Origin of the sequence: Actinokineospora guangxiensis (genome assembly GCF_042657845.1) — a bacterium.
Classification (GTDB): domain Bacteria; phylum Actinomycetota; class Actinomycetes; order Mycobacteriales; family Pseudonocardiaceae; genus Actinokineospora; species Actinokineospora guangxiensis.
The window spans coordinates 85,914-108,560 of sequence record NZ_JBHSKF010000007.1 but is presented as its reverse complement, the minus strand read 5'-3'; the positions used below and the strand labels follow the sequence as shown (position 1 = coordinate 108,560).

General features: G+C 73.0%; 22 protein-coding genes and 1 pseudogene. 15 read left to right on the top strand and 8 right to left on the bottom strand.

Annotation, left to right across the window (positions count from 1 at the left end; all coding sequences use genetic code 11):
* Positions 1–252 precede the first annotated feature (252 nt).
* The 3 genes and pseudogenes from ACFPM7_RS16505 to ACFPM7_RS16495 all read left to right on the top strand — a co-directional run.
* Positions 253–538, top strand: a pseudogene (locus ACFPM7_RS16505) (zinc-binding dehydrogenase); the annotation flags it as partial.
* Between the two features lie 38 nt (positions 539–576).
* Positions 577–900: a putative quinol monooxygenase gene (locus tag ACFPM7_RS16500; protein WP_378248507.1), complete on the top strand. Its 324-nt coding sequence runs from the start codon at positions 577–579 to the stop codon at positions 898–900.
* A gap of 124 nt (positions 901–1,024) precedes the next feature.
* On the top strand, positions 1,025–1,603 hold the full coding sequence (locus tag ACFPM7_RS16495) for a ClpP family protease (protein WP_378248506.1): 579 nt from the start codon (positions 1,025–1,027) through the stop codon (positions 1,601–1,603).
* Between the two features lie 10 nt (positions 1,604–1,613).
* On the opposite strand, the gene ACFPM7_RS16490 is transcribed toward ACFPM7_RS16495, so the two are convergent.
* Positions 1,614–2,423: a PhzF family phenazine biosynthesis protein gene (locus ACFPM7_RS16490; RefSeq protein WP_378248505.1), complete on the bottom strand. Its 810-nt coding sequence runs from the start codon at positions 2,421–2,423 to the stop codon at positions 1,614–1,616.
* 64 nt (positions 2,424–2,487) lie between these two features.
* Complete coding sequence (locus ACFPM7_RS16485) at positions 2,488–3,870, bottom strand: LVIVD repeat-containing protein (protein WP_378248504.1); 1,383 nt, start codon at positions 3,868–3,870, stop codon at positions 2,488–2,490.
* Between the two features lie 223 nt (positions 3,871–4,093).
* On the opposite strand from ACFPM7_RS16485, the gene ACFPM7_RS16480 reads away from it, so the two are divergent.
* Both ACFPM7_RS16480 and thrS read left to right on the top strand, forming a co-directional pair.
* The gene (locus tag ACFPM7_RS16480) at positions 4,094–4,705 is read left to right on the top strand and encodes a DUF305 domain-containing protein (RefSeq protein WP_378248503.1); all 612 of its coding nucleotides are present in this window, start codon (positions 4,094–4,096) and stop codon (positions 4,703–4,705) included.
* A gap of 120 nt (positions 4,706–4,825) precedes the next feature.
* Positions 4,826–6,892, top strand: coding sequence for a threonine--tRNA ligase (gene thrS, locus ACFPM7_RS16475; RefSeq protein ID WP_378248502.1), 2,067 nt, complete (start codon positions 4,826–4,828; stop codon positions 6,890–6,892).
* Here the strand turns inward: thrS and ACFPM7_RS16470 are convergent.
* Both ACFPM7_RS16470 and ACFPM7_RS16465 read right to left on the bottom strand, forming a co-directional pair.
* Entirely contained in the window at positions 6,889–8,289 is a 1,401-nt protein-coding gene (locus ACFPM7_RS16470) for a hypothetical protein (RefSeq protein ID WP_378248501.1), read from the bottom strand. The genes thrS and ACFPM7_RS16470 overlap by 4 nt on opposite strands.
* A 75-nt stretch (positions 8,290–8,364) precedes the next feature.
* A complete protein-coding gene (locus tag ACFPM7_RS16465) occupies positions 8,365–9,591 on the bottom strand; it encodes an ROK family transcriptional regulator (RefSeq protein WP_378248500.1) in 1,227 nt (408 codons plus the stop codon).
* A gap of 281 nt (positions 9,592–9,872) precedes the next feature.
* On the opposite strand from ACFPM7_RS16465, the gene ACFPM7_RS16460 reads away from it, so the two are divergent.
* Genes ACFPM7_RS16460 through ACFPM7_RS16450 form a run of 3 tightly spaced genes read left to right on the top strand, consistent with a single transcriptional unit; the run spans position 9,873 to position 12,469 of the window.
* Positions 9,873–10,013 carry a lasso RiPP family leader peptide-containing protein gene (locus ACFPM7_RS16460; RefSeq protein WP_378248499.1) on the top strand — a complete coding sequence of 47 codons (141 nt, stop codon included), beginning with the start codon at positions 9,873–9,875 and terminating at the stop codon, positions 10,011–10,013.
* A gap of 18 nt (positions 10,014–10,031) precedes the next feature.
* On the top strand, positions 10,032–11,768 hold the full coding sequence (locus tag ACFPM7_RS16455) for an asparagine synthase-related protein (protein ID WP_378248498.1): 1,737 nt from the start codon (positions 10,032–10,034) through the stop codon (positions 11,766–11,768).
* The gene (locus ACFPM7_RS16450) at positions 11,765–12,469 is read left to right on the top strand and encodes a lasso peptide biosynthesis B2 protein (RefSeq protein WP_378248497.1); all 705 of its coding nucleotides are present in this window, start codon (positions 11,765–11,767) and stop codon (positions 12,467–12,469) included. The genes ACFPM7_RS16455 and ACFPM7_RS16450 overlap by 4 nt, the downstream gene beginning before the upstream one ends.
* Before the next feature lie 2 nt (positions 12,470–12,471).
* On the opposite strand, the gene ACFPM7_RS16445 is transcribed toward ACFPM7_RS16450, so the two are convergent.
* Positions 12,472–15,075, bottom strand: coding sequence for an ATP-binding protein (locus tag ACFPM7_RS16445; RefSeq protein ID WP_378248496.1), 2,604 nt, complete (start codon positions 15,073–15,075; stop codon positions 12,472–12,474).
* 160 nt (positions 15,076–15,235) lie between these two features.
* On the opposite strand from ACFPM7_RS16445, the gene ACFPM7_RS16440 reads away from it, so the two are divergent.
* Complete coding sequence (locus tag ACFPM7_RS16440) at positions 15,236–15,943, top strand: Crp/Fnr family transcriptional regulator (RefSeq protein WP_378248495.1); 708 nt, start codon at positions 15,236–15,238, stop codon at positions 15,941–15,943.
* A gap of 82 nt (positions 15,944–16,025) precedes the next feature.
* Positions 16,026–16,196, top strand: coding sequence for a hypothetical protein (locus tag ACFPM7_RS16435; protein ID WP_378248494.1), 171 nt, complete (start codon positions 16,026–16,028; stop codon positions 16,194–16,196).
* Position 16,197: 1 nt separating this feature from the next.
* Here ACFPM7_RS16435 and ACFPM7_RS16430 read toward each other — a convergent pair whose 3' ends face one another.
* Positions 16,198–16,347: a hypothetical protein gene (locus ACFPM7_RS16430; RefSeq protein ID WP_378248493.1), complete on the bottom strand. Its 150-nt coding sequence runs from the start codon at positions 16,345–16,347 to the stop codon at positions 16,198–16,200.
* Positions 16,348–16,433: 86 nt separating this feature from the next.
* Here ACFPM7_RS16430 and ACFPM7_RS16425 point away from each other — a divergent pair, with 86 nt between their 5' ends.
* Complete coding sequence (locus tag ACFPM7_RS16425; RefSeq protein ID WP_378248492.1) at positions 16,434–16,652, top strand: hypothetical protein; 219 nt, start codon at positions 16,434–16,436, stop codon at positions 16,650–16,652.
* Between the two features lie 12 nt (positions 16,653–16,664).
* Here ACFPM7_RS16425 and ACFPM7_RS16420 read toward each other — a convergent pair whose 3' ends face one another.
* Positions 16,665–17,213: an HIT family protein gene (locus ACFPM7_RS16420; RefSeq protein WP_378248491.1), complete on the bottom strand. Its 549-nt coding sequence runs from the start codon at positions 17,211–17,213 to the stop codon at positions 16,665–16,667.
* A gap of 141 nt (positions 17,214–17,354) precedes the next feature.
* Between ACFPM7_RS16420 and pgsA the strand changes: the two genes are divergently transcribed.
* The 4 genes from pgsA to ACFPM7_RS16400 are packed head-to-tail and all read left to right on the top strand — an operon-like array spanning position 17,355 to position 20,477.
* Positions 17,355–17,963: a phosphatidylinositol phosphate synthase gene (gene pgsA, locus ACFPM7_RS16415; RefSeq protein WP_378248490.1), complete on the top strand. Its 609-nt coding sequence runs from the start codon at positions 17,355–17,357 to the stop codon at positions 17,961–17,963.
* An 8-nt stretch (positions 17,964–17,971) separates the two neighbouring features.
* Positions 17,972–18,856: a phosphatidylinositol mannoside acyltransferase gene (locus ACFPM7_RS16410; RefSeq protein WP_378248675.1), complete on the top strand. Its 885-nt coding sequence runs from the start codon at positions 17,972–17,974 to the stop codon at positions 18,854–18,856.
* 32 nt (positions 18,857–18,888) lie between these two features.
* On the top strand, positions 18,889–20,001 hold the full coding sequence (locus tag ACFPM7_RS16405; RefSeq protein WP_378248674.1) for a glycosyltransferase family 4 protein: 1,113 nt from the start codon (positions 18,889–18,891) through the stop codon (positions 19,999–20,001).
* 59 nt (positions 20,002–20,060) lie between these two features.
* On the top strand, positions 20,061–20,477 hold the full coding sequence (locus tag ACFPM7_RS16400; protein ID WP_378248673.1) for an NUDIX hydrolase: 417 nt from the start codon (positions 20,061–20,063) through the stop codon (positions 20,475–20,477).
* 16 nt (positions 20,478–20,493) lie between these two features.
* Here ACFPM7_RS16400 and ACFPM7_RS16395 read toward each other — a convergent pair whose 3' ends face one another.
* On the bottom strand, positions 20,494–22,608 hold the full coding sequence (locus tag ACFPM7_RS16395; protein ID WP_378248489.1) for an elongation factor G-like protein EF-G2: 2,115 nt from the start codon (positions 22,606–22,608) through the stop codon (positions 20,494–20,496).
* Positions 22,609–22,647 lie beyond the last annotated feature (39 nt).

The window sequence follows — 22,647 nt, the reverse complement described above, 5'->3', positions numbered from 1 at the left end:
TGAAGGCGACGTCGCGGCCACGGTCGCGGCGGGCGAAGTGGTGGGCCGGCGGCAGGACGTCGTCGGGCCGCAGCCGCAGCGCGGGCGCCTCCACGACGGTGTCCACCAGCGGCGCCGGCTCGTCGGGCACCGCGCCGGAGGCGGTCAGCACGAACGGCGCCCGCGCCCCGGCGAGCGCCGGGACCAGCTCGCCCGCCGCCCACGCGGGCAGCGCGTCGGCTACCACAAGCCGCCGGAGATCACCGTCGTGCCGGGGCAACCAAGGAGGGCGTCGCGATGCTGCGCCGCGCGGGGGACTACCACGTCGTCGGCTACGGCGAGAACATCGACGTCCCCGACGATCGACATCGTCTCCGCCGAGATCAACTTCATCGGCAACCTGGTTGGCTTCTACACCGACCTGTGCGACCTGATGGCGCTCGCCGCGCGCGGCAAGGTCCGCCTGCACACGGTCAAGTACCCGCTGGAGGACTTCCAGGACGCCCTGGACGACCTGGAAGCGGGCCACGTCCGCGGCCGGGCGATCCTCGTCCCCTGACCTGCGGTTACCCCGCCCGACGATTAGGATTCCCGGACATGATCTTCATTGTGGTCAAGTTCCCCGTGAAGCCCGAGCACGCCGACACCTGGCTGGAGCGGGTCCGCCCCTTCACCGAGGCCACCCGCGCCGAACCGGGCAACCTGTGGTTCGAGTGGTCGCGCAGCGTGGAGGAGGAGAACACCTTCGTCCTGGTCGAGGCGTTCCAGGACGACGCCGCCGAGGCCCACGTCAACTCCGACCACTTCCGCGCCGGGCTGGCCACCATGACCCCCTTGGTGGCTCGCACCCCGGACATCGTCAGCACGACGATCGAGGGCGCGACCGGCTGGTCGAAGATGGGCGAGATCACCGTGGAGTAGACCGCGGGCCGGGCGGGTGCCGGTCCGCCCGGCCCAGGTGGTTCGCCGACCGCGAAAGGCGTTCTGGAGCACGGAAAGCGCGGCTACCGTCGTCGGGGTAGGCATCGCCGACCCAGGGGGAGAGATGACGGTTCCTGAACTGATCGCCGCGTCCGGCGCGGCGGCCGACCCGCGCGATCCGGTCTTCGAGCAACTGCTCGCCTCACGCATCGTCTTCCTCGGCTCGGCCGTGGACGACGAGGTGGCCAACCGGCTGTCCATGCGGCTGCTCATGCTCGCCGCCGACGACGACGAGCGCGACATCACCCTCTACATCAACTCCCCTGGCGGCTCGGTCACGGCGGGCATGGCCATCCACGACACGATGAACCACATCAAGCCCGACGTCGCCACGATCGGGCTCGGGTTCGTGGCGTCGATGGGCCAGTTCCTGCTGTCCTCGGGCGCGCGCGGCAAGCGCTACCTGCTGCCCAGCACGCATGTGCTGCTGCACCAACCCTCCGCGGGCATCGGCGGCAGCGCCAGCGACATCGGTATCCAGGCGGCGATCTTCGCCCGCATGAAGCGGCGCATCGCCGAGATCACCGCCGCGCACACCGGACAACCCGTCGAGCGGATCGCCCGCGACGCCGACCGCGACATGTGGTTCACCGCCGAGGAGGCGCTGGCCTACGGCTTCGTGGACCACATCATCCCCGCCTGAGCGGCCCGGCTCAGCCGATCTCCACCGCCGTCCCGCTGACGGAGATGCCGCCCTCGGCGGGGATGCCGACCGTGATCAGCGCCGGCCTGCCCATGTCGACCCCTTGGTGGACGGTGATCTCGCCCGCGGCCAGGGCGCGCTCGCGCAGGTACCCGCCGAGCGCGGCCGCGGCGGCCCCGGTGGCGGGGTCCTCGACCACGCCGCCAGGGGGGAACGGGTTGCGGGAGTGGAAGACCGACGCGGACTCGCGGTAAACGAGGTTGACGGTGGTCCAGCCCCGCTCGGCCATCAGCGCGCTCAGTGCGGGGTAGTCGTAGTCAAGTTCCGCCAAACGCGTGCGTGTGGCGGCGGCGATGATCGGGTGCCAGGCGCCCGCGTAGGCGAGCGCCGCGGGCAGCGCGGGGTCGAGGTCGGCGGCTGGCCAGCGCAGCGCGCTCAGCAGGGCGGGCAGGTCGGTGAGGGGCTGGGACCGGGGGGCGACGCTGGTGAGGGTGGCGGTGACGGCGCCGGTGGCGTCCAGGGCCGTGGTCACCGGGACCTCGCCCGCCCGGGTGGACAGCACCAGCGTGCCGGGGCCGTGCGAGCGGGCGTGGGCGACGGCGGTGGCGATGGTGGCGTGGCCGCAGAAGGGGACCTCGGCCAGCGGGCTGAAGTAGCGGATGACGTCACCGGGGAACAGGAACGCCGTCTCCGAGTACCCCAGTTCGCCCGCGACGGCGTGCATCTCGGCCTCGTCCATCCCGGACGCGTCGAGGACGACACCCGCCGGGTTGCCGCCCGCGGGATCGGCGCTGAACGCGCTGTAGCGCAGAGGTCGCATGGGCCAAGCATGCAGGAGCCCCGGCAGCCGGGCTGCCGGGGCTCCTGGGTGCGCTGGGCTCAGATCACCACTTGTAGGGGACCTGCGACTGGACGTTCAGCTCGTTGATGCGAACGCTCTTCGCCGGGTTGGTGCGGGGGTCGTTGATCTCCAGGACGTCGAAGCCCTTGCCGAGGTCGGAGGAGTAGATGTAGCCGTTGTACCAGTACGCCGACCACGAGCCGCCGCTCTCGGCCGGGTTGGCCGCCGGGCCGCGCTCGAAGTAGCCGATCTCCACCGGGTTGCGCGAGTCGGTGAAGTCGATGATCTGCACGCCGCCCATGTACCAGGACTGCACGAAGATGTCGCGGCCCTGCACCGGGATCAGCGAGCCGTTGTGGGCCACGCAGTTCTCCGCGGAGGTCTGGTGCCGGTCGATCTTGTACAGGCTGCGGAACTCCAGCAGACGACCGTCGCCGCGGCCGGTGATGTCGTAGATCGCGTTGGCGCCGCGGGTGGGGCCGATCGTGGCGTTGCAGGTGGCCGCGCCGCCGCCGCCCAGCTCGTCGGTGAAGAGGACCTTCGAGCCGTCGTTGTTGAACGTCGCCGAGTGCCAGAACGCGAAGTGCTGGTCGTCCTGGACGCGGTTGATGACGCGCGGCTTCTCGCGGTCGGAGATGTCCATCAGGATGCCGTCGCCCATGCACGCGCCCGCCGCCAGGTTCTTCGACGGGTAGGCGGTGATGTCGTGGCAGCCGGAGGTCGCCGACGTCATGCCGGTCGCCACGGAGCCGGGGCGACCCGGGTTGCCGCCGTCCGGGAACAGGTTCGGGGTGGCGATGACCGCGGCCGAGGCCGGGTTCTTCAGCGGGACCTTCACGATCGAGATCGAGTCGTGCGGGGGCTGGCACTTGGAGATGCTGGCCGAGGGGGAGTACGACGAGACGTAGACGTAGACGTCCTTGCCGCGCTTGTCCGGAACCAGCGTGTGGGTGTGCGAGCCGCAGGCGGTCTCGACGGCGGCGACGTAGCGCGGGTTGCGCTTGTCGCTGACGTCGAAGACCTTGATGCCCTCCCAGTAGGCCTTGGTGCCGTCGTTCTGCGCGGTCGAGGAACAGGAGTCGTCGCTGCGGCGCGAGTCCGTCGACAGCACCACGAGGTTGCCGGTGACCGAGATGTCGTTCTGCGAACCCGGGCACAGCACCTGGCTGAGGATCTTGGGCTGGCGCGGGTTCTTGATGTCGTAGATCGTGAAGCCGAGGTAGTTGCCGACGAACGCGTAGGTGTCCTGGAACGCGATGTCGGTGCCGGTCGACCCGGTGCCCGCAAGCGGCGCGGTGGCCGGGATGTTGGCCAAGTGCTTGACGTTCGGGCTCGTGACGATCTGGTCAGGTGCGGGGAACTCGCTCTGCGCGGACGCGGAGGCGGTCCCGAGCACCGTGGCCGCGGCGACGACGGCCGCCCCCATGACGGCAACACGTGTTCGGCGCCGGTCGCGTCGGGTGGAAGACACGCTGCACACACCCCTCTCTCAGGTTGGCTGCCCGCAGTATTGTCGTTGTTAGCCGTTCAAACCACCCTCACTTATCTGGTCTCGTTCCCAGTTGAACGGTTGTTCGCCCGCCGCCGCCGCTCGGGGTACCGTCGGGCGCGGTTCGGCGTCGCCGCTGTTGGGAGGACTTGTGCGGGGAATGCTCATCACCTGTGCCGGGGTGCTCGCGGTTCTCGGCGCCGCGGGGTGCGCCGAGGAGGCCCCACCGCCGGACCACACGATCGTGCAGCCGGGCAAGCCCGGCGAGGACAACCGGACCCTGTCGCAGGACGAGGTCCAGACCGCGATCCCCGAGGCCAAGCCCAACGACGCCGACATCGCCTACGTGCGGAACATGATCGTCCACCATCAGCAGGCGGTGGAGATGACCGCGCTGGCCCCCGAGCGCGCCCAGAACACCCAGCTCAAGGGTCTGGCCAGCCGCATCGCCGACGCGCAGGGCCCGGAGATCGGGATGATGAACCGCTGGCTGACCGGCCACGACCTGCCCGCGGTGAACCCGACCGACGCCCACGCCCACGCCGCCATGCCCGGCATGGCCACCGCCGAGGAGATGTCCGCGCTCGCTGCCGCCTCCGGCCCGGCGTTCGACCGCCTCTTCATCGACCTGATGATCCGCCACCACGAGGGCGCCATCCAGATGGCGACCGAGGTCAAGGGCCGTGGCGACGACATCAAGGTCCAGGAGATGGCTGACCACGTCGTCGCCGAGCAGAGCGACGAGATCCTGCGCATGGAGGGCATGCGGTAGCGGTGGCGGCCGATCACGGCGGCGAGATCCCGCGCGGGGGAGGGCACGCGGTAAACGCGGTCGCGCCGTCTCGATAGCATCTCTCCTGTTCAGCTGACCTCTGCCCGAACAGGAGCCGTCGTGTCCCAGCCGCAGCCCGTGCCCGCCGCCCCCACGAGCGTGGTGGTGCGCGCGGGGACTACCGCGGGCGCCGCCGTCCGCGAGGCCGGACTGCCCGGCAAGGGCCCCGACGCCGTCATCGTGGTGCGCGACGCGCACGGCGACCTGCGCGACCTGTCCTGGACCCCGGACGCCGACACCGAGGTCGAGCCGGTCGCCGCCGACTCCGACGACGGCCGCGCCGTCATCCGCCACTCCTGCGCGCACGTGCTCGCCCAGGCCGTGCAGCAGCAGTTCCCGGACGCCAAGCTGGGCATCGGACCGCCGGTCAAGGACGGGTTCTACTACGACTTCCGGGTCGACACCCCGTTCACCCCCGAGGACCTGCTGGCGCTGGAGAAGCGCATGAAGCAGATCATCAAGGGCGCCCAGCGCTTCTCCCGGCGCGTGGTGGACTCCCTGGACGCGGCGAAGGCCGAGCTGGCCGACGAGCCGTTCAAGCTGGAGCTGGTCGACATCAAGGGCGGCCCGGACAGCCCGGACAGCATCGACACCTCCGAGGTCATGGAGGTCGGCGGCGGCGAGCTGACGATCTACGACAACCTCGACCCGCGCTCGGGCGAGAAGGTGTGGGGCGACCTCTGCCGCGGCCCGCACGTGCCCACCACCAAGCACATCCCCGCCTTCAAGCTGATGCGCGTCGCGGCCGCCTACTGGCGCGGCAACGACAAGAACCCGCAGCTCCAGCGCATCTACGGCACCGCGTGGGAGTCCCAGGAGGCCCTCGACAGGCACCTGGAGCTGCTGGCCGAGGCCGAGCGCCGCGACCACCGCAAGCTCGGCGTCGAGCTGGACCTGTTCAGCTTCCCCGACGAGATCGGCTCCGGCCTGGCCGTCTTCCACCCCAAGGGCGGCATCGTCCGGCGGGTCATGGAGGACTACTCGCGCAAGCGGCACGAGGAGGAGGACTACGAGTTCGTCTACTCCCCGCACATCACCAAGGGCGCGCTGTTCCAGACCTCGGGGCACCTGGACTGGTACCGCGACGGCATGTACCCGGCGATGCACCTCGACGCCGAGCTCAACGCCGACGGCACCGTCCGCAAGCCGGGCCAGGACTACTACCTCAAGCCGATGAACTGCCCCTTCCACGACCTGATCTTCCGCTCCCGCGGCCGGTCGTACCGGGAGCTGCCGCTGCGCATGTTCGAGTTCGGCTCGGTGTACCGCTACGAGAAGTCCGGCGTCATCCACGGCCTGACCCGCGTGCGCGGCATGACCCAGGACGACGCGCACATCTTCTGCACCCCCGAGCAGGTGCAGGAGGAGCTGAAGTCGCTGCTGGGCTTCGTGCTCGACCTGCTGCGCGACTACGGCCTCGACGACTTCTACCTGGAGCTCTCGACCCGCAACGACGAGAAGTACATCGGCTCCGACGAGGTGTGGGAGAAGGCGACCAACGCCCTGCGCGAGGCCGCCGAGGACTCCGGCCTGGACCTGGTGCCCGACCCGGGCGGCGCGGCGTTCTACGGGCCGAAGATCTCGGTGCAGGCCAAGGACGCCCTCGGCCGCCACTGGCAGATGTCGACCATCCAGGTGGACTTCATGCTGCCGGAGAAGTTCGAGCTGGAGTACACCGCGGGCGACGGCTCCCGCCAGCGCCCGGTCATGATCCACCGCGCGTTGTTCGGCTCGATCGAGCGGTTCTTCGGCGTGCTGACCGAGCACTACGCGGGCGCGTTCCCGGCGTGGCTGGCGCCGGTGCAGGTGATGGGCATCCCGGTCGCCGACGAGCACGTCGAGCACCTGCTGGGCGTGGCGAAGTCGCTGAAGGCGCGCGCCCTGCGCGTGGAGGTCGACACCTCCGACGAGCGCATGCAGAAGAAGATCCGCAACCACACGCTGCAGAAGGTGCCGTTCCTGCTGCTGGCGGGCGGCAAGGACGTCGAGGCGGGCGCGGTCTCCTTCCGCTTCCGCGACGGCACCCAGATCAACGGGGTCCCGGTCGCCCAGGCCGTCGACGCGATCGAGGCGTGGGTGGGCAGCCGGGACAACACCTCGCCGACGGCGGAGACCTTCAAGGTCTAACGGTCGACCACCAGCCGCGGGGCGGGCACCGAGGGCCACTCGGCGCCCGCCGCGGGCTCGGGAAGTTCGAGCAGGCGGTAGAAGGCCTGGCGGATGACCTGGGCGGAGAGGCCGGGCAGCGAGGCGAGCCGCCGCTGGGCGACCTCCCACTGCGCGGGCTGGGCCTTGCGCGCCTCCTCCAGCTGGCCGAGGAGGGGCCGCGCCGGGTCGAGGACCGGGCTGCGCCGGGCCAGGTCGGCGAGCACCGAGTCGGGGTCGACCTCGCCCGCGGCGTAGTGGCTCAGGATCAGCGGGCGGCCGACGCCCGCGGCGTAGACGCCGAGCGAGCTGTGGTCGGCCAGCACGACGTCGGCCGCGGCGATCAGGCCGCGCCAGTCCTCGCGGGCGTCCACCAGGTCGACGCCGACGTCGCGCATGCGCCGCAGCCAGCCGCGCACCGCCCTGGTGCCGTGCTTGGCCCAGACGCCGGGGTGCACGGTGGCGATGACGCGGTGGTCGGCGGGCAGTTCGGCGGGCAGCCGGGTGAGGTAGTCAAGGTGTTGCGACACCAGGGATCGATCACCCCAGGTGGAGGCCACCGCGACGAGCACCTGTCCGGAGCGCACGCCCAGCTCGGAGCGGTACCAGTCGCGCTTGTCCAGGCAGTGCAGCAGGCGGTCGTGGCACGGGTCGCCGCCGACCAGCGCGTAGGGCACGGCCTGCGGGCACTGCTTGGTGAGCGTGGTGAGGTGGTCGTAGTGGGGCAGGACGACGGCGTCGAAGATGGGGTTGCCGACCTCGTCCAGCAGCGACCAGCTGTCCAGGCCGTAGACCTGCCGCTCGCCGCCCGCGCACATCGGCGACCAGGCGGGCCACAGCTTGTTGTAGCCCGCCCCGTGCGGCGCGGCGAAGCGGCGGCTGGCGCGGATGTCCTCCATGCGGTGCAGGCTTGAGGACACCGCGAGGTCGAATTCCCTGGTCACCGCCTCTTCCCAGGGGATGGTGAGCACGTCGAGGTCGCGCAGCGCCTCGGGCACGCCGTGGCCGAGCAGGTCGGGCACCGCGGTGTAGATCAGCTGGACCCTGGGGTCCTGCTCGACCAGCGGGCTGAGGTCCTCCAGCCGCGCGAGGCTCGTGACGGTGTGGACGCCGAACAGGACGTCGCGCTGCGGGCCGAAGGACGACCAGCCCTCGCGCCCGATCTCGGGCGCGGCCACCTCGACCGGCTCGGCGGGGGCGATGCGGATGTCGGGGCGGGTGTCGGTGCGGGTGTCGGTGCGGGTGTCGGTGCGGGTGGTGGCGAGGTCGCGGAAGCGCCGGAACCCGGGCTGGACCCGGCGCGCGACGTGGAGGTTGAAGGGGCGCCTGGTCGGGCGCGCTGGTCCGGACTCCGGTGTGGGTGACGGCGACTGCTGCATGGCGCGAGCCTTTCTCTCCCTAATGGAAGAGTAAGACACTTCAGATCGAAGTCAAGGCTTCATCAGGTGCCGATGCTAGCTCGCATCCTGAACGGTCATGTCGGCCAAGATCGCGAACTCCAGGGCGCCTCGGGAGCCTGCGTGCAGCCCCAGCTCCGAGCCGACGATGGTCATGGGCTGCACGGTGCCCTCGAACATCCCGTGCAGCGCGTACTGGCGGGTCGCCTCCATCATCGGCTGGACGATCATGTCCGGGGCGCGGCCGAGCTCGCCGCCGATCACGACGATCTCCGGGTTGACCAGGTTGCACACCCTGGCCAGGGCCAACCCGATGTTGCGGGCGGCGTCCTGCAGGATGCGCCTGCACACGACGTCGCCGTTCTTGGCCCGCTCGATCATGCTCTCCAGGCTGCCGGGCAGGTCCACCCGGTAGCCCGCGTAGGCCTGGCGCACCTGGTCGATCAGCCGCGCGCCGCCGACGAAGGTCTCCAGGCAGCCGCGGCTGCCGCAGCGGCACACGGTCCCGAGCGGGTCCATCGTCAGGTGCCCGATCTCGCCCGCGAGACCATGCCTGCCCCGGTAGATGAGCCCGCCGATGACCAGCCCCGACCCGACGCCGGTGGACGCCTTCACGAAGAGCACGGTCTCGTGGTCGCGGCCGGCGCCGTAGGTCGCCTCGCCCCAGGCCGCCAGGTTCGCCTCGTTGTCGACGATCACCGGGACGTGCGGGAAGTGGTCGCGGAAGCGCGCTCCCGGCTCGCCGCTGAGGTCCCACGACAGCGAGGCGGCGACCTGGGTCACCCTGGCCGTCCTCGGGTCGACCGCGGCGGGCACGCCCAGTCCGATGGACAGGATGTAGTTCTCGTCCAAGCCGATCTCGGCGACCAGGTCCTTGATGAGGCGGACGGACTCGCGCACCCACAGCGAGCCGCCCTGGTCGGCGGCGAACTCGATCGACTCGTACTGCACGTTGGAGTTGTCCAGGCGGCGCGCGGCCACGGTGAGGCCGTTGTGGTTGACCTCGACGCCGATGGCCACGCCGCGGACCGGGCCGAGCCGGATGCGCTTGCCCCGCTCGCCCTCGGCGCTGTCGGCGCGGACGATCCCCTCCTTCTGGAGGTCGGAGATGATGCCCGACACCGTCGCCTGGGACAGCCGTGTCTGCCGGGCGATGCTGACCTGGGTTCCGGGTCCCGCCATCACGGCGCGGATGATCCGCCTGCGGTTCACGTCCCGGACCGAGTCCGAAGGCGTCCACAGGAGCGATCGAGCGTTGACCGGGCTCTCTCCCGCACGGCTCATGACGTCCTCCGAAAGGCTGGTTCCTTCTACTTGAAGGCGGCCAAGAGTAAACCTTAGGCGGTCTTCCTGACATGGCGGGGCTGCCACGCTTCAGTTAACGATTCTGCACACGCCCATCCTGATGAATGCGGTCGACGGAATAATGAACTGCGCGTGGTCGACATCGGCAGGTCATCGGTGGTTTCTTTCTCGATCATCACCTTGGCGGGTGACTCCCGCTACGGCTACACTACTCACAGCGACCGGTCTCGATACGGTCCGGAGTGGACGCTGGAGGCCCTGTGAGCGACGACCACGCGATCCCCGCCGTGGAAGCGGAGTACGAGCCGCCCACCGTGGTCGATCTCGGCGCGGTCCACGCGGTCACCAACGGCAATTCCGATGGTTCGGGTGATCCGACCGCCCAAGAGGCGGGACGCTGAGTCTCGCGGGATTCGGCGGTGTCGGTGTCCTTGTCGGTGGCGAAGGCCAGGAGCGCGCCTGCTGGCCGGGTCAGCCTCTCGGTGCGGCCGTCCCCGGATCTGCGGATGGTGGCCGACCGCCGCGGGACGCTCGTGGTCCTCGGCGCCTGCGCCGAGCGGTCCACCAGGTTCGCGGCCGCGGCCGATTCGGCGCTCGGCACCGGTGACGTCAGCGCCCTGCACGCGCTGCCCGGGTGCTTCTCGTCGGTGCTGGTGCGCGGCGACGAGGCCGCCGTGCGCACCGACCCGGTGGGCCAATTTCCCTTCTATGCCGCCGAAAGCGCGAGCGACTGGCACATCGGCGACCACCCCGCAGACGTGGCCGCGCTCGTCGCGGCCGAAGTGGACGGTGTCGCCCTGGCCGCCAGGATGGTCTGCCCCGACGCGTGCGACCTGCTCGCCAAGACGACCCCCTACGCGGGAGTGGCGCGGCTGCCGCTGGGGCACCGGTGGCAGCTCGGCGGCGGCCACGCGCTGCTCTCCGGTGTGGACCCGATCGGACCCGTGGCGGGCACGCGGTTGCGTGAGGCCGCCGAGGAACTGGGTGCCGCGCTCGCCGCCGCGGTGCGGGCGAGGATGGCGCTGGGGCGGGTCACCGCCGACTTCAGCGGCGGCGTCGACTCCGCCTCACTCGCCTTCCTGGCCGTCCGCGACGCCGCCGAGCTGCCGGTGCTCACCTTCCGCTACGCCCACGCGCCCGTGGAGGACGACATCCTCAGGGCGCGCGGGTACGCGGAGCTGGACTCGGCCCTGCGCCACCACGAGATCACCTGCGCCGACGACGACCTGCCGTACCGCAGGCTCGACGCCGACGACTGCGACCCGCACCCGGCCGCCCTGTCCGCCGGGCACTTCCGGGCCCGGCTCGCCGTCGCCGCCGAGCACGGCGACCTGCACCTGGTGGGGGAGGGCGGCGACTTCGTGCTCAGCGCGTCGCCGGTCTACCTCGCCGACCTCGCACGGCGGGGCGACTACGCCGCACTGTGGCGCCACTGCGTCGCCTGGGGGCGCATGCGCACCGCCGCGCCCTCGGCGCTGGTGCACGGCGCGGTGCTCGCCGCCAGCCGCGGTGACGGGCTGCGCGCGCTCGCCCGGACGCTCGAGCGGCCGCGCGCGGACGCCTCGTGGGCGCGACGGTGGACGGGCCCGTGGAATCCGCGGGGCGCGGCCTGGTTGCGGAGGAAGGCGGCAGCCGACCTCGCCGAGCACGTGCGGCGCTCGGCGGCGGACCTGCCGGCGGGCTGGGAGCTGGCGGACCTGGTGACGGCGGGGCAGATGCGGCTGCAAAGCCTTACCCAGCGCCGGTTGCGGATGATCGGCCACGAGTACGGCGTCGCCGTGCACGCGCCGTTCCTGGACAGTGCGGTGGTTCGGGCGTGCCTCGCCCTGCACGGGGCCGACCGGGTGCGGCCGGACGCCTCGAAGCCGCTGCTCGCCGCCGCGCTGGCGGGCGCGGTTCCCGCGGCGGTGCTGGGCCGGACCACCAAAGGGGATTACACCTCCAGCGCGCACGCGGGCGCGCGTCTGGCCGCTAGCGGGCTGCGGGACCTGCTCGCCGACGACTGCCTGCTGGCCGAGCACGGGCTGATCGAGCCGTCCCTGGTGCGCCCGGTGCTGGACGACGCGCTGCGCGGCCTGCCCGTCCCCTGGGGCGCGCTCAACCAGGTGTTCGCCGTCGAGCTGTGGCTGCGGGCCAACGAGGGGACGTCGCGATGACCGGGTTCACCGTTCCGGGTTCGGTTCACACCGGTCACGACCGGGCGGGCGGCCTTGTCGTCCTCAACCGCGAGACCGGGCGGTGGCACCTGCTCAACTCCAGCGGCGCGGTGCTGTTCGAGGAACTGCGCCGAACCGGCGACGTGGCGGCCGCGGTGCGCGAACTGGCGAGGCGGCACCCCGCCGTGGCCGTCGAGCGCCTCACCGCCGACGCGGACGCGCTCATCGACGCGCTCGTGCGCCGCGGGCTGCTCGACCTGCCCGTGGTCCAGCCCCGCGGCGGCGCGGGCGTGCTGATGGCGGTCGCGCCCCGGCAGGCGCCGAGGACCGGGGCGATCACCAGGATCGCGTTCGCCTGCGCGCTGGTGCTGCTGCGGCTGCCTTTCCGCACCTGCACGGCCGCGGTGGCGCGGATCAAGCGGCGGGCGGTGCTCGGGGACGCCTCCCCCGCCGAGGTCGCGGAGTGGCTGGCCGCGGCCCGGCACGTCAGCCGCTGGTACCCGGGCCGCGTCGCCTGCCTGGAGCTGTCGCTCACCGCCGTGCTCGCGGGCGCCCTGCGGCGCAAGCGGGTCCTGTGGTGCTTCGGGTTCCGGGAGGACCCGCACACCTTCCACGCCTGGGTGGAGACCGGCGGCCAGCCCGTGCTCGACGTGGACGACGATCCCATCGCCTCGACCTACCGGCGGGTCTTCGCCGTCTAGGCCTAGAGCGACCGGATCCGGGCCTGGACCCGCTCCAGGCCGGGGTTGCCGAGCGCGGCGAAGACGGCCTCGGTGCGCCGGTAGTGCGCCAGGGCGGAGGCGCGGTCGCCGTGCTCCTGTTCGAGTTCGCCGAGAGCCCAGGCCGCGTCCGCCCCGCCGAGGGGTGAGTCCAGGGCGGTCATCGTGCGCTCGGCGTCGGACAGGCGGGCGCGCGCGCCGGTGATGTCGCCGGTGCGGGTCTCGGCGCGGCCGAGGGCGATCTGGGCGCGGGCGCGGTTGTAGGGGTCGGCGACGTCCAGGCCGTCGAAGACGGCCGTGGCCTCCGCCAGCGCCTCGGCCGCCTCGGCGGGGCGGTCGGCGTCGAGCAGGGCCCGGCCGAGGCTGATCAGGGCGAGGCCGGTGCTGCGGTCCTGGCCGAGGCGGCGGTACTCGGCCAGCGCGTCGCGGAAGTGCCGCAGCGCGACGTCGACCTCGCCGAGGTCCAGGTGGGCGAACCCGAGGCGCTCGATGGACTGCGCGCAGCGGTGCGCGTCGCCGAGGGAGTGCCAGAGCGCCTGCGCGCGTCGCATGTGGACGAGGGCTTCGGTGTTGCGGCCCAGCGCGTGGTGCAGCAGGCCGAGCCGGTCGGCCGCCTTGGCCTCCGCGGCCGCGTCGCCTGCCCTGCGGGTCGCCTCGACGGCGAGCAGGTCGAACTCCAGCCAGTCCCGGTAGTGCGAGCGGAACAGGAACAGGCCCCACATCGCGTCGGCGATCTGCCAGGCGGCGGCGGGCCAGCCGCGCTCCATCGCCTGGCGGGCGACGGCCAGCAGGTTGGTCCGCTCGCGCTCCAGCCAGGCGAGACCGTCGCCGTGGCCGGTGAACCCGGTCGCCTCGACCGGCGCGTACTCGAGATCGCAGCGCAGGTCGTCGCGGTGCGGCGTCACCTGGGCGCTGGCCGAGACCGCGGTGGACAGGTACCAGTCGGTGAAGCGCCGCACCGCGACGGATCTGTCCCGCTCGCTGTCGACGGCCTCGGCCTGCTGCCGCGCGTGCAGCCGGATCAGCTCGTGCAGGCCGCACCGGCCGGGTTCGGGCTCCTCGACCAGGTGCGCGCCCGCCAGCTCCTCCAGCAGCGGCTCGGCGTCGGCGCCCGCCACCCCGATCGCCGCCGCGGCGGCCTCGACGGCGAACTGGGGGCCGGGGTGCAGGCCGAGGGTGCGGTACAGCTTCGCCGCGGGCTCGGACAGGGCGTGGTAGGACACGTCGAACACCACTTCCACGGAGAGGTCTCGGTCAAAGGAGAGGCGGGCGAGCCTGCGCCGTTCGTCGACGAGGTCGTCGACGGCCCTGGCCAGGGTCGCCTTCGGCCGCCCGGCGAGCCGCGCGCCGACGACGCACAGCGCGATGGGCAGGCCGGAACAGAGCTGGGCGAGCCGGGCGGCGTGCTCGGGGGCCGCCCGCACCCGGCCGTCGCCCGCCAGCGCGGCGAGGAGGTCGACGGCGGCCTCGACCGGCAGCGGCCCGACCTCCACGACCCGCGCGCCGTCCACGGCCAGCGCCCCGAGCGAGCGCCTGCTGGTGACCACGGTCAGCGCCCGAGGGGAGCCGGGCACCAGCGCCCGCACCTGCGCGGCGGAGGCGGCGTTGTCCAGCACCACCAGCAGGTCGAGGTCGGCGGTGATGGACCGGAACCGGGCCGACAGCTCGTCCAGCTCCAGCGGGACCGCCCCCGCGGGCACCCCCAGCGCCCGCAGGAAGCGGCCCAGCACCTCCTCCGGCGGCACCGGGTCGCGCTGCCCGCCGAGGTCGGCGTACAGCTGGCCGTCGGGGCGCCCGTCCGCCCGCCCGTGTGCCCAGCGCAGCGCCAGCGCGGACTTGCCGACGCCGGGCGGGCCGGTCACGACCAGCAGCCGGTGAGCGGCGGCCGCCGCGTCGAGTGCGGCCAGCTCGGCGTCGCGGCCGACCAGCGCGGCGGGTGCGGGCACCAGCTGCCGCGGCGGTTCGGGCCGGGCGACGTCCGGGGCGGTGGGGGCGGGGGCGGGGGAGTGCGACGAGCCCGGCAGGCGCAGCCAGGCGTGCAGCCTGCCGTTCTTGCTCTCGACGCGGAGCGGGTGGTAGTCGGCTGCGCTGATCCCGCGGTACCCCTGCCGGACGATGCCCTCGTACACCGGGTCGGACACCGCCAGCGCCAGCGGCCCGTCGGCCCCGGCCAGGGCCGTGCGCAGCCCGGCGGCGTCGATGATCCGGCACGCGTGCACCAGGGCCGCGCCGGAGAAGCCGTTGTCGTCCTCGGTCACCTCGCCCGCGTGCACGACCATGCGCATGCGCAGCCGCTCGGCGGCCCGCGCGTGGCGGTTGTGCTCGGCGAGGTCCGCGGCGAGGCGATCCGGCAGCGGATCGAGCAGCGGCACCTTGGACACCGTCGGGGGAACGACCACGATGACACCGTCGCCGACGTTCTCACGAAAGCATATGCCCCATGGCACACCCGAGGTGGTGAACGCGGTCTCCACCATCCGGTACATCGCCGCGCGCACCGCCAGCCGGGCGCGGTCGTCGCGGTAGTCCGCGCTGAACCCCTCGACGTCGAAGACGGCGATGGCGCGGTGCGTCGGCAGGCTCGTCACGGTCCCCCGCTTCGGTGCCGGAGTGGACACGCCACTCTGGCAGCCCGGCCGCGCGCGTGACCAGGAAACGGGCGCCGGTACTCCGTTCAGGGCCAGGCACGGGCGCTCGGGGCCCCCGGCGGGATACCGTCGGCGGGGAGATCGAGATCCGGGGGCACCGATGGACGACAGGGCGGTTCCGGTGGCGGGATCGCTGCTGGCCTTCCTGGACGCCGAACAGGTGCGCGCGCTGCTGTCCTCGGGCGTGGAGCGCGCCTACGGGCCGAACGAGGTGCTGGTCAGGGAGGGCGACCCGACCGACCACGTGCAGGTGCTGCGCGCGGGCTGGGTGCGGGTGTCGACCACCGTCGAGGACGGCGGCGAGATCCTCTACGCGCTGCGCGGCCCCGGCGACGTGATCGGGGAGATGGCGGCTCTGCTCGGCTGGCCGAGGACGGCGTCGGTGCGCACCATCGAGCCGGTGCGCGTGACCCAGTTCAGCGGGGCCGGGTTCGCCAGGGCGGTGCGCGAGCGCCCCGAGGTGTCCCTCGCGGTGATCAAAGCCCTGGCCCACCGGCTGCGCGAGGCCGAGGCGGCCAGGGTCGACATCGCCACGCTGGAGGTCAGCGACCGCGTCGTCGGCTGCCTGTTCCACCTCGCCCGCGACCACGGCGTGTCCGCCGACGGGAAGGTCAGCGTCGAGCTCCCGCTGACCCAACAGGACATCGCCGACCACATCGGGGCGTCGCTGCGCGCGGTGGCGCGGGCGATCGCGGTGCTGCGCGACCGCGGTGTCGTGCACACCTCCCGCAAGCGCATCACCGTCGCCCGGCCCGCGGTCCTCGCCGCGCTGGCCCGTTCCATGCCAAGTGGCACGCACCAGCCCTGACGCGTGGCATTGGGCCGCGCCGGGTTCTCCGGGACCCTGGGTGGGGCGCGGAACGCGCGACACGGAGCAGGGGGATGAGGACATGGGCTTCTACTGGAGCGTCAAGTCCGCGGCGAAGGTCGTCGCCGCGGTGTTCGTCGTCGGGTTCCTCACCGGGTTCGTGGGGGCCCAGTACTCGGCGGCGGGGGAGCCGGAGCCGGTCGCGGTGGTGGAGCAGCAGCCCGACCCGAGGCTGCTCGGCGCGGGCCGCTGAGTCAGCGGCCGAGCGGGATCACCACCAGGGAGCCGGTCTCCTCGTCGCGGCGCACCCGGGCGCGCAGGGCGAACACCTCGGCCAACAGGTCCTCGGTGAGCACCTCGTCGGGGGCGCCGACGGCGACGACGCGGCCGTCGTGCATCGCCACCAGCCGGTCGGCGTAGCGGGCGGCGAGGGCCAGTTCGTACCGGCGGCACCTGGAAGGCCAACCTCGAACTGGAGCGGATCGGCCTGATGGACGCCGACGACATCGTCGTCTCCGGCTACGGCGACGAGGCCGGGCTCAGCGCCCAGACCAGGGAGAAGTTCGAGGCGAACCCGCTGAGGGCCCGGCTGAGGGGCACCGTACACGAGGTCCCCGACCGGACCTGGATGCGCGCCGTCGGCCGCTACGGGGCGCACTCCGTCCTGGACGACATCGCCACGACCTACGGAGTCGATCCCGCGCGCTAGGCGGCCTAGGACCTAGTCGACGGTCTCCCAGGCGTCCGCGAGCAGGGCTCGGGTCTCGCCGAGAAGCTGCGGCAGCACCTTGGTGTGGCCGATCACCGGCATGAAGTTGGCGTCGCCGCCCCACCTCGGCACCAAGTGCTGGTGCAGGTGGGCGGCGATGCCCGCGCCCGCGATGACGCCCTGGTTCATCCCGATGTTGAACCCGTGCGGCGCGGCCACCTTGCGCGCCACCCGCATCGCCCGCCGGGTGTGCCCGGCCAGCTCGACGGTCTCGGCGTCGGTCAGGTCGGTGTAGTCGGCGACGTGCCGGAACGGGACCACCATCAGATGACCCGGGTTGTACGGGTACAGGTTGAGCACCACGTAGCACAGCTCGCCGCGCGCGATGACCAGCGCTTCGGCGTCGTCCAGCTCCACCAGCGTGCAGAAGGGGCACAGCGCGCGGTCGTCGGCGATCGGCTTGTTCTCGCCCCGGATGTAGGCCATGCGGTGCGGCGTCCACAGCCGCTGCAGGGCGTCGGGGACGCCGACACCTTCCTGGGCGATGAACTCGGGTTCCACACGACGATCCTAGTGGGGACCGAACTCCGGTCCCGGCTCCCGCGTTGCGCGCCGCGCGAATGAGCACAACCTGGCAGGCTCGTCCTCAGCCGCCTGCGGTTAGGCTGCCCCCGCCGTTGTACATCTCCGCCGGTAAGGCCCATGCTGAACATCTTCGCCAGATCCTCGGTGAACAAGGCCACCGATCCCATCGGCGTGTGGCTCGTCCGCATCGGGCTGACGCCGAACGCCGTCACCCTGTTCGGCACCGCGCTCGCGGTGGCCTCGGCGCTGTGGCTGTTCCCGGCGGGCCACCTGCTCGCGGGCACGTTCGCGGTGTGGGGCTTCGCCATGTTCGACCTGCTCGACGGCGCCATGGCCCGGGCCAAGGGCGGCGGCACCCGCTACGGCGCGGTGCTGGACGCCACCTGCGACCGCATCGCCGACGGCGCGCTGTTCTCCGGCCTGGCCTGGTACCTGTTCTTCACCGCGGGCGATCGGCTGCTCGCCGCCGCCTGCCTGGTGTGCCTGGTCTCCGCCCAGGTGATCTCCTACGTCAAGGCCCGCGCCGAGGCCAGCGGGCTGAAGGCCGACGGCGGGCTGGTGGAGCGGGCCGAGCGGCTGATCATCACCCTGGCGGGCACCGGGCTGACCGGGCTGGGCGTGCCGTACGCGCTGCACGTGGCGCTGCTGCTGCTGGCGGTCGGCTCGGTGGTGACGGTGGCGCAGCGGCTGGTCGCCGTGCGCCGCAGCGCCGAGGAGGCGGCGTGACGGAGGGCATGACCCGGGGGGAGCGGCTGGCCGACCTGGGCTACGCGGCGGGCTGGCGCGTGGTCAGGACGCTGCCGGAGCCGCTGGCGCGCGGCCTGTTCCGCACCGGGGCCGACCTCGCCGCCCGCCGGGGCGGGCCGGGCGCGCTGCGCCTGCGCCGCAACCTGTCCCGCGTCGTGCCGCACGCCACGCCCGAGGAGATGGACGCGCTGGTGCGCGCCGGGCTGCGCTCCTACGCGCGGTATTGGATGGAGGCGTTCCGCCTCCCGTCGATGGACCCGCGCGAGGTGCGCGGGCGCATCGATGAGGTCGTCACCGGCACCGAACACGTGGACAAGGCGCTCGCCGACGGCAAGGGCGTGGTCCTGGCGCTGACGCACTCCGGCAACTGGGACGCGGCCGGGATCTGGCTGGCCCAGACCCACGGCCGATTCACCACCGTCGCCGAGCGCCTCAAGCCCGAGTCGCTCTACAACCGGTTCGTCGCCTACCGCGAGTCGCTGGGCTTCGAGGTGGTCCCGGCGACCGGCGGCGAGCGCAACCCGGCGGTCGTGCTGGCCGAGCGGCTGCGCGAGAACAAGGCCATCTGCCTGCTCGCCGACCGCGACCTCACCCCCAGCGGCAAGCCGGTCACGTTCTTCGGCGCCGAGACCAAGATGCCCGCCGGGCCTGCCTACCTCGCCGCGCGGACCGGGGCCGCGCTGGTCCCGGCCGCCTGCTGGTTCACCGACGGCGGCTGGGGCCTGCGCTTCAGCCCGCCCGTCCCGGTGGGCGGCGTGCGCGAGGTCCCGGCGGCCACCCAGGCCCTGGCCGACGTCTTCGCCGCCGACATCGCCGAGCGCCCCCAGGACTGGCACATGCTCCAGAACCTCTGGTTGGAGGACGTGCGGTGACGCGGGGGGACGGGGCCGGGAAATCGGCAGCACTGCGGGTCGGGATCGTGTGCCCGTACTCCTTCGACGTGCCCGGCGGGGTCCAGGCGCACGTCGTGGACCTGGCGCGGGCGCTGCGCGGCCTCGGCCACGAGGTCGACGTGCTCGCCCCGGCCGACGAGGACACCCCCGTCCCCGACTTCGTCCAGCCCGCCGGGCGCGCGCTCGGCATCCCGTACAACGGGTCGGTCGCCCGGCTCTCCTTCGGCCCCCTCTCCTTCGCCCGCGCGCGGCGCTGGATCAGGGAGCACGACTTCGACGTGCTGCACCTGCACGAGCCGACCGCGCCCAGCCTGTCGATGCTGGCGCTGATGGTCGCCGACGGCCCGATCGTGGCCACCTTCCACACCTCCACCCCCCGTTCGCGGACGCTGAGCGCCTTCCAGTTGGTGCTCCAGCCGTTCCTGGAGAAGATCACCGCCCGGATCGCGGTGTCCGCGCTGGCCAGGCGGGTGCAGGTCGAGCACCTGGGCGGCGACGCCGTGGAGATCCCGAACGGGGTCGACGTCGCGTTCTTCCGCGACGCGGAGCCGACGGCCTCGCCCGGGCTCACCGTCGGGTTCGTCGGCCGCTACGACGAGCCGCGCAAGGGCATGCCGATCCTGCTCGACGCGCTGCGCCCGCTGGCCGCCGAGCTGCCGGACCTGCGGCTGGTGGTCGTCGGCCGCGGCGACGCCGACGCGCTGCGCAAGGCGGCCGGTCCGCTGCGCGTGGAGCTGCTGGGGCAGGTCGACGACAAGGCCAAGGCGTCGATGCTGCGCGGCGTCGACGTCTACTGCGCGCCCAACACCGGCGGGGAGAGCTTCGGGATCATCCTGACCGAGGCCATGGCCGCCGGGACCGCGGTGGTGGCCAGCGACCTCGACGCCTTCCGCCGCGTCCTGGACGACGGCAAGGCGGGCGTGCTCTTCCCGGTCGGCGACTCCGCCGCCCTGTCCTCGGCCCTGCGCGAGGTCCTGGCCGACAAGGGCCGCCGCGCCGACGTCGCCGTGGCCGGGCACACCAGGGTCGCCGCCTACGACTGGTCGGTCGTGGCCGCCCAGGTGCTGCGCGTCTACGAGCAGGCCGTCGCCGCCTGCCCCCGCCCGGTGGCGGAGGCGCCGTGACCTGGTGGATCGTCGCGCTGATCGCGGTCGTCGTCCTCGGCGGCGTCTACCTCGTCGGCATGGCCAACCGCCTGGACCGCCTGCACGTGCGCACCGACGCGGCATGGGCGGCGCTGGAGGCCGCGCTGGCCCGCCGCGCCGTCGTCGCCAGGGCGGTCGCCGGCGTCACCGCCGACCCCGCGCTGCGCTCGGCCGCCGACGCCGCCGAGCACGCCCCGCGCGTCGCCCGCGAGGACGCCGAGAACGCCCTCACCCGACTGCTGTCCGAAGTGGACCGTGCGGTGCTGCCGGACCCGCTGGCCCCCGAACTGCTCGACGCCGAGCACCGCCTGGTGATCGCCCGCCGCGTGCACGGCGACGCCGTCCGCGACACCCTCGTGCAGCGCCGCCGCCGCGCGGTCCGCTGGTTCAAGCTCTGGGGCACCGCGGCCCGCCCGGAGTACCTGGAGATCGCCGAACCGGACCTGGCGCCCTAGGGATTCGACACAGGCCCTAGGTGAGCTGGGCCGCCAGCGACGCGGGCATCGGGTCGAAGCGGGCGAAGGCTCGGGTGAAGGTGGCCGAGCCGGAGGTCAGCGACCGCAGGTCGATCAGGTAGCGGACCAGGTTCGTCGCCGGTACCTCGGCGGCGACCACCGTGAAGCCGGTGCCCTCGGATTCGGTGCCCAGCACCCGGCCGCGGCGGGCGGAGAGGTCGCCCAGCACGGTGCCGAGGTGCTCGTCGGGCAGGCGGACGCGGACGGCGTCGATGGGCTCCAGCAGCATCACCGAGGTCTTGGCGGCGGCGTCCTTGAGCGCCAGCGAGCCCGCCGTCTGGAAGGCCGCGTCGGAGGAGTCCACGCTGTGCGCCTTGCCGTCGACCAGGGTCACCCGGACGTCGACCACCGGGTTGCCGGTGGAGAGGCCGCGCGCCAGTTGCGCCCGCACGCCTTTCTCCACGCTCGGGATGAACTGGTGCGGCACCGCGCCGCCGACCACCCGGTCGCGGAACTCGAATCCCGACCCGGTGGGCAGCGGCTCGACCTCGATGTCGCACACCGCGTACTGGCCGTGGCCCCCGGACTGCTTGACGTGCCTGCCGTGCCCGCGCGCGGCCCCGCCGAAGGTCTCGCGCATGGACACCTTCACCGGCTCGGTGTCGATCTCGGCGCCGCCGGCGCGCAGCCGGGCCAGGACGACGTCGGCGTGCGCCTCGCCCATGCACCACAGGACCAGCTGGTGGGTCTCGGGGTTGCGGTCCATGCGCAGCGTCGGGTCGCCCGCGACCAGCCGGGCGAGGTTGCGGGCCATGGCGTCCTCGTCGCTGCGGGTGCGCGCGACGACGGCCACCGGCAGCAGCGGCTCGGGCATCGTCCACGGGGTCATCAGGATCGGGTCCTCCGGCGCGGAGAGGGTGTCGCCGGTCTCGGCGGAGCCGACCTTCGTCAGCGCGCAGACATCGCCCGCCACGCAGTACGGCACCTCGCGCAGCGCGGCGCCCAGCGGCGAGTAGACGTGTGCGACCCGCTCGTCGGCGTCGTGGTCCTCGTGGCCGCGGTCGGCCAGGCCGTGCCCGGAGACGTGCACCTGCCGCTCGGGCCGCAGCGTCCCGGAGAACACCCGCACCAGCGACACCCGCCCGACATAGGAGTCGACGGCGGTGCGCACCACCTCGGCGGCCAGCGGGCCGCGCGGGTCCGGCACGATCGCCGCGTGCGGACGGCCCTGCGGGTCGGTCACCAGCGGCAGCGGGTGCTCCAGCGGCGACGGGAAGCCGCGGGTCAGCACCTCCAGCAGCTCGGCGAGGCCGACGCCGGTCAGCGCGCACACCGGGACGACGGGGTGGAAGCAACCGCGCGCGACGGCGGTCTCCAGGTCGGCGACGACGGTGTCGGTGTCGATCTCCTCGCCGCTGAGGTAGCGGTCCATCAGGGACTCGTCCTCGCTCTCGGCGATGATCCCCTCCAGCAGCTCGGCGCGGGCGTCGGCGATCGCGGCCCTGGCGTCGTCGTCCAGGTCGGTGATGGTCACCTCGCCGCCGGAGTGGTCGAAGCGCCGCTGGGTGATGAGGCTGTCGAGCGCGGAGTCGCCGACGGGCAGGTACAGGGGCAGGACGGCGCTGCCGAAGGCGTCGCGGCAGGAGGCCAGCTCGGCGGCGAAGTCTGCGCGCGGGTGGTCGAGGCGGGCGACGACGAGGGCGCGGGGCATGCCGACCTGCGCGCACTCACGCCACAGCGCCGCGGTGGCGGCGTCGACGCCCTCCGCGGCGCACACGACGAACAGGGCGGCGTCGGCGGCGCGCAGCCCGGCCCGCAGCTCGCCGACGAAGTCCGCGTAGCCGGGGGTGTCGATCAGGTTGACCTTGACGCCGTCGTGCATGAGCGGGGCGACCGCCAGCCCCACCGACCGCTGCTGGCGCCGTGCGGCGGGGTCGTGGTCGCAGACCGTGGTCCCGTCGGTGACCGTGCCCGCCCGCGACAGCACGCCCGCGGCGGCCAGCAGCGCCTCGGCGAGCGTCGTCTTCCCCGAACCGGACGGCCCCACCAAGGCCACGTTGCGTATCCGCGCCGGGTCGTCCACCGCCACGGTGGACTCGGCTTGACCGTTGTCGGAGTGCTTGCTGCCCATCTCCCGCACCTCCCGCTCGCCCGCCCTGTGTCCGATATC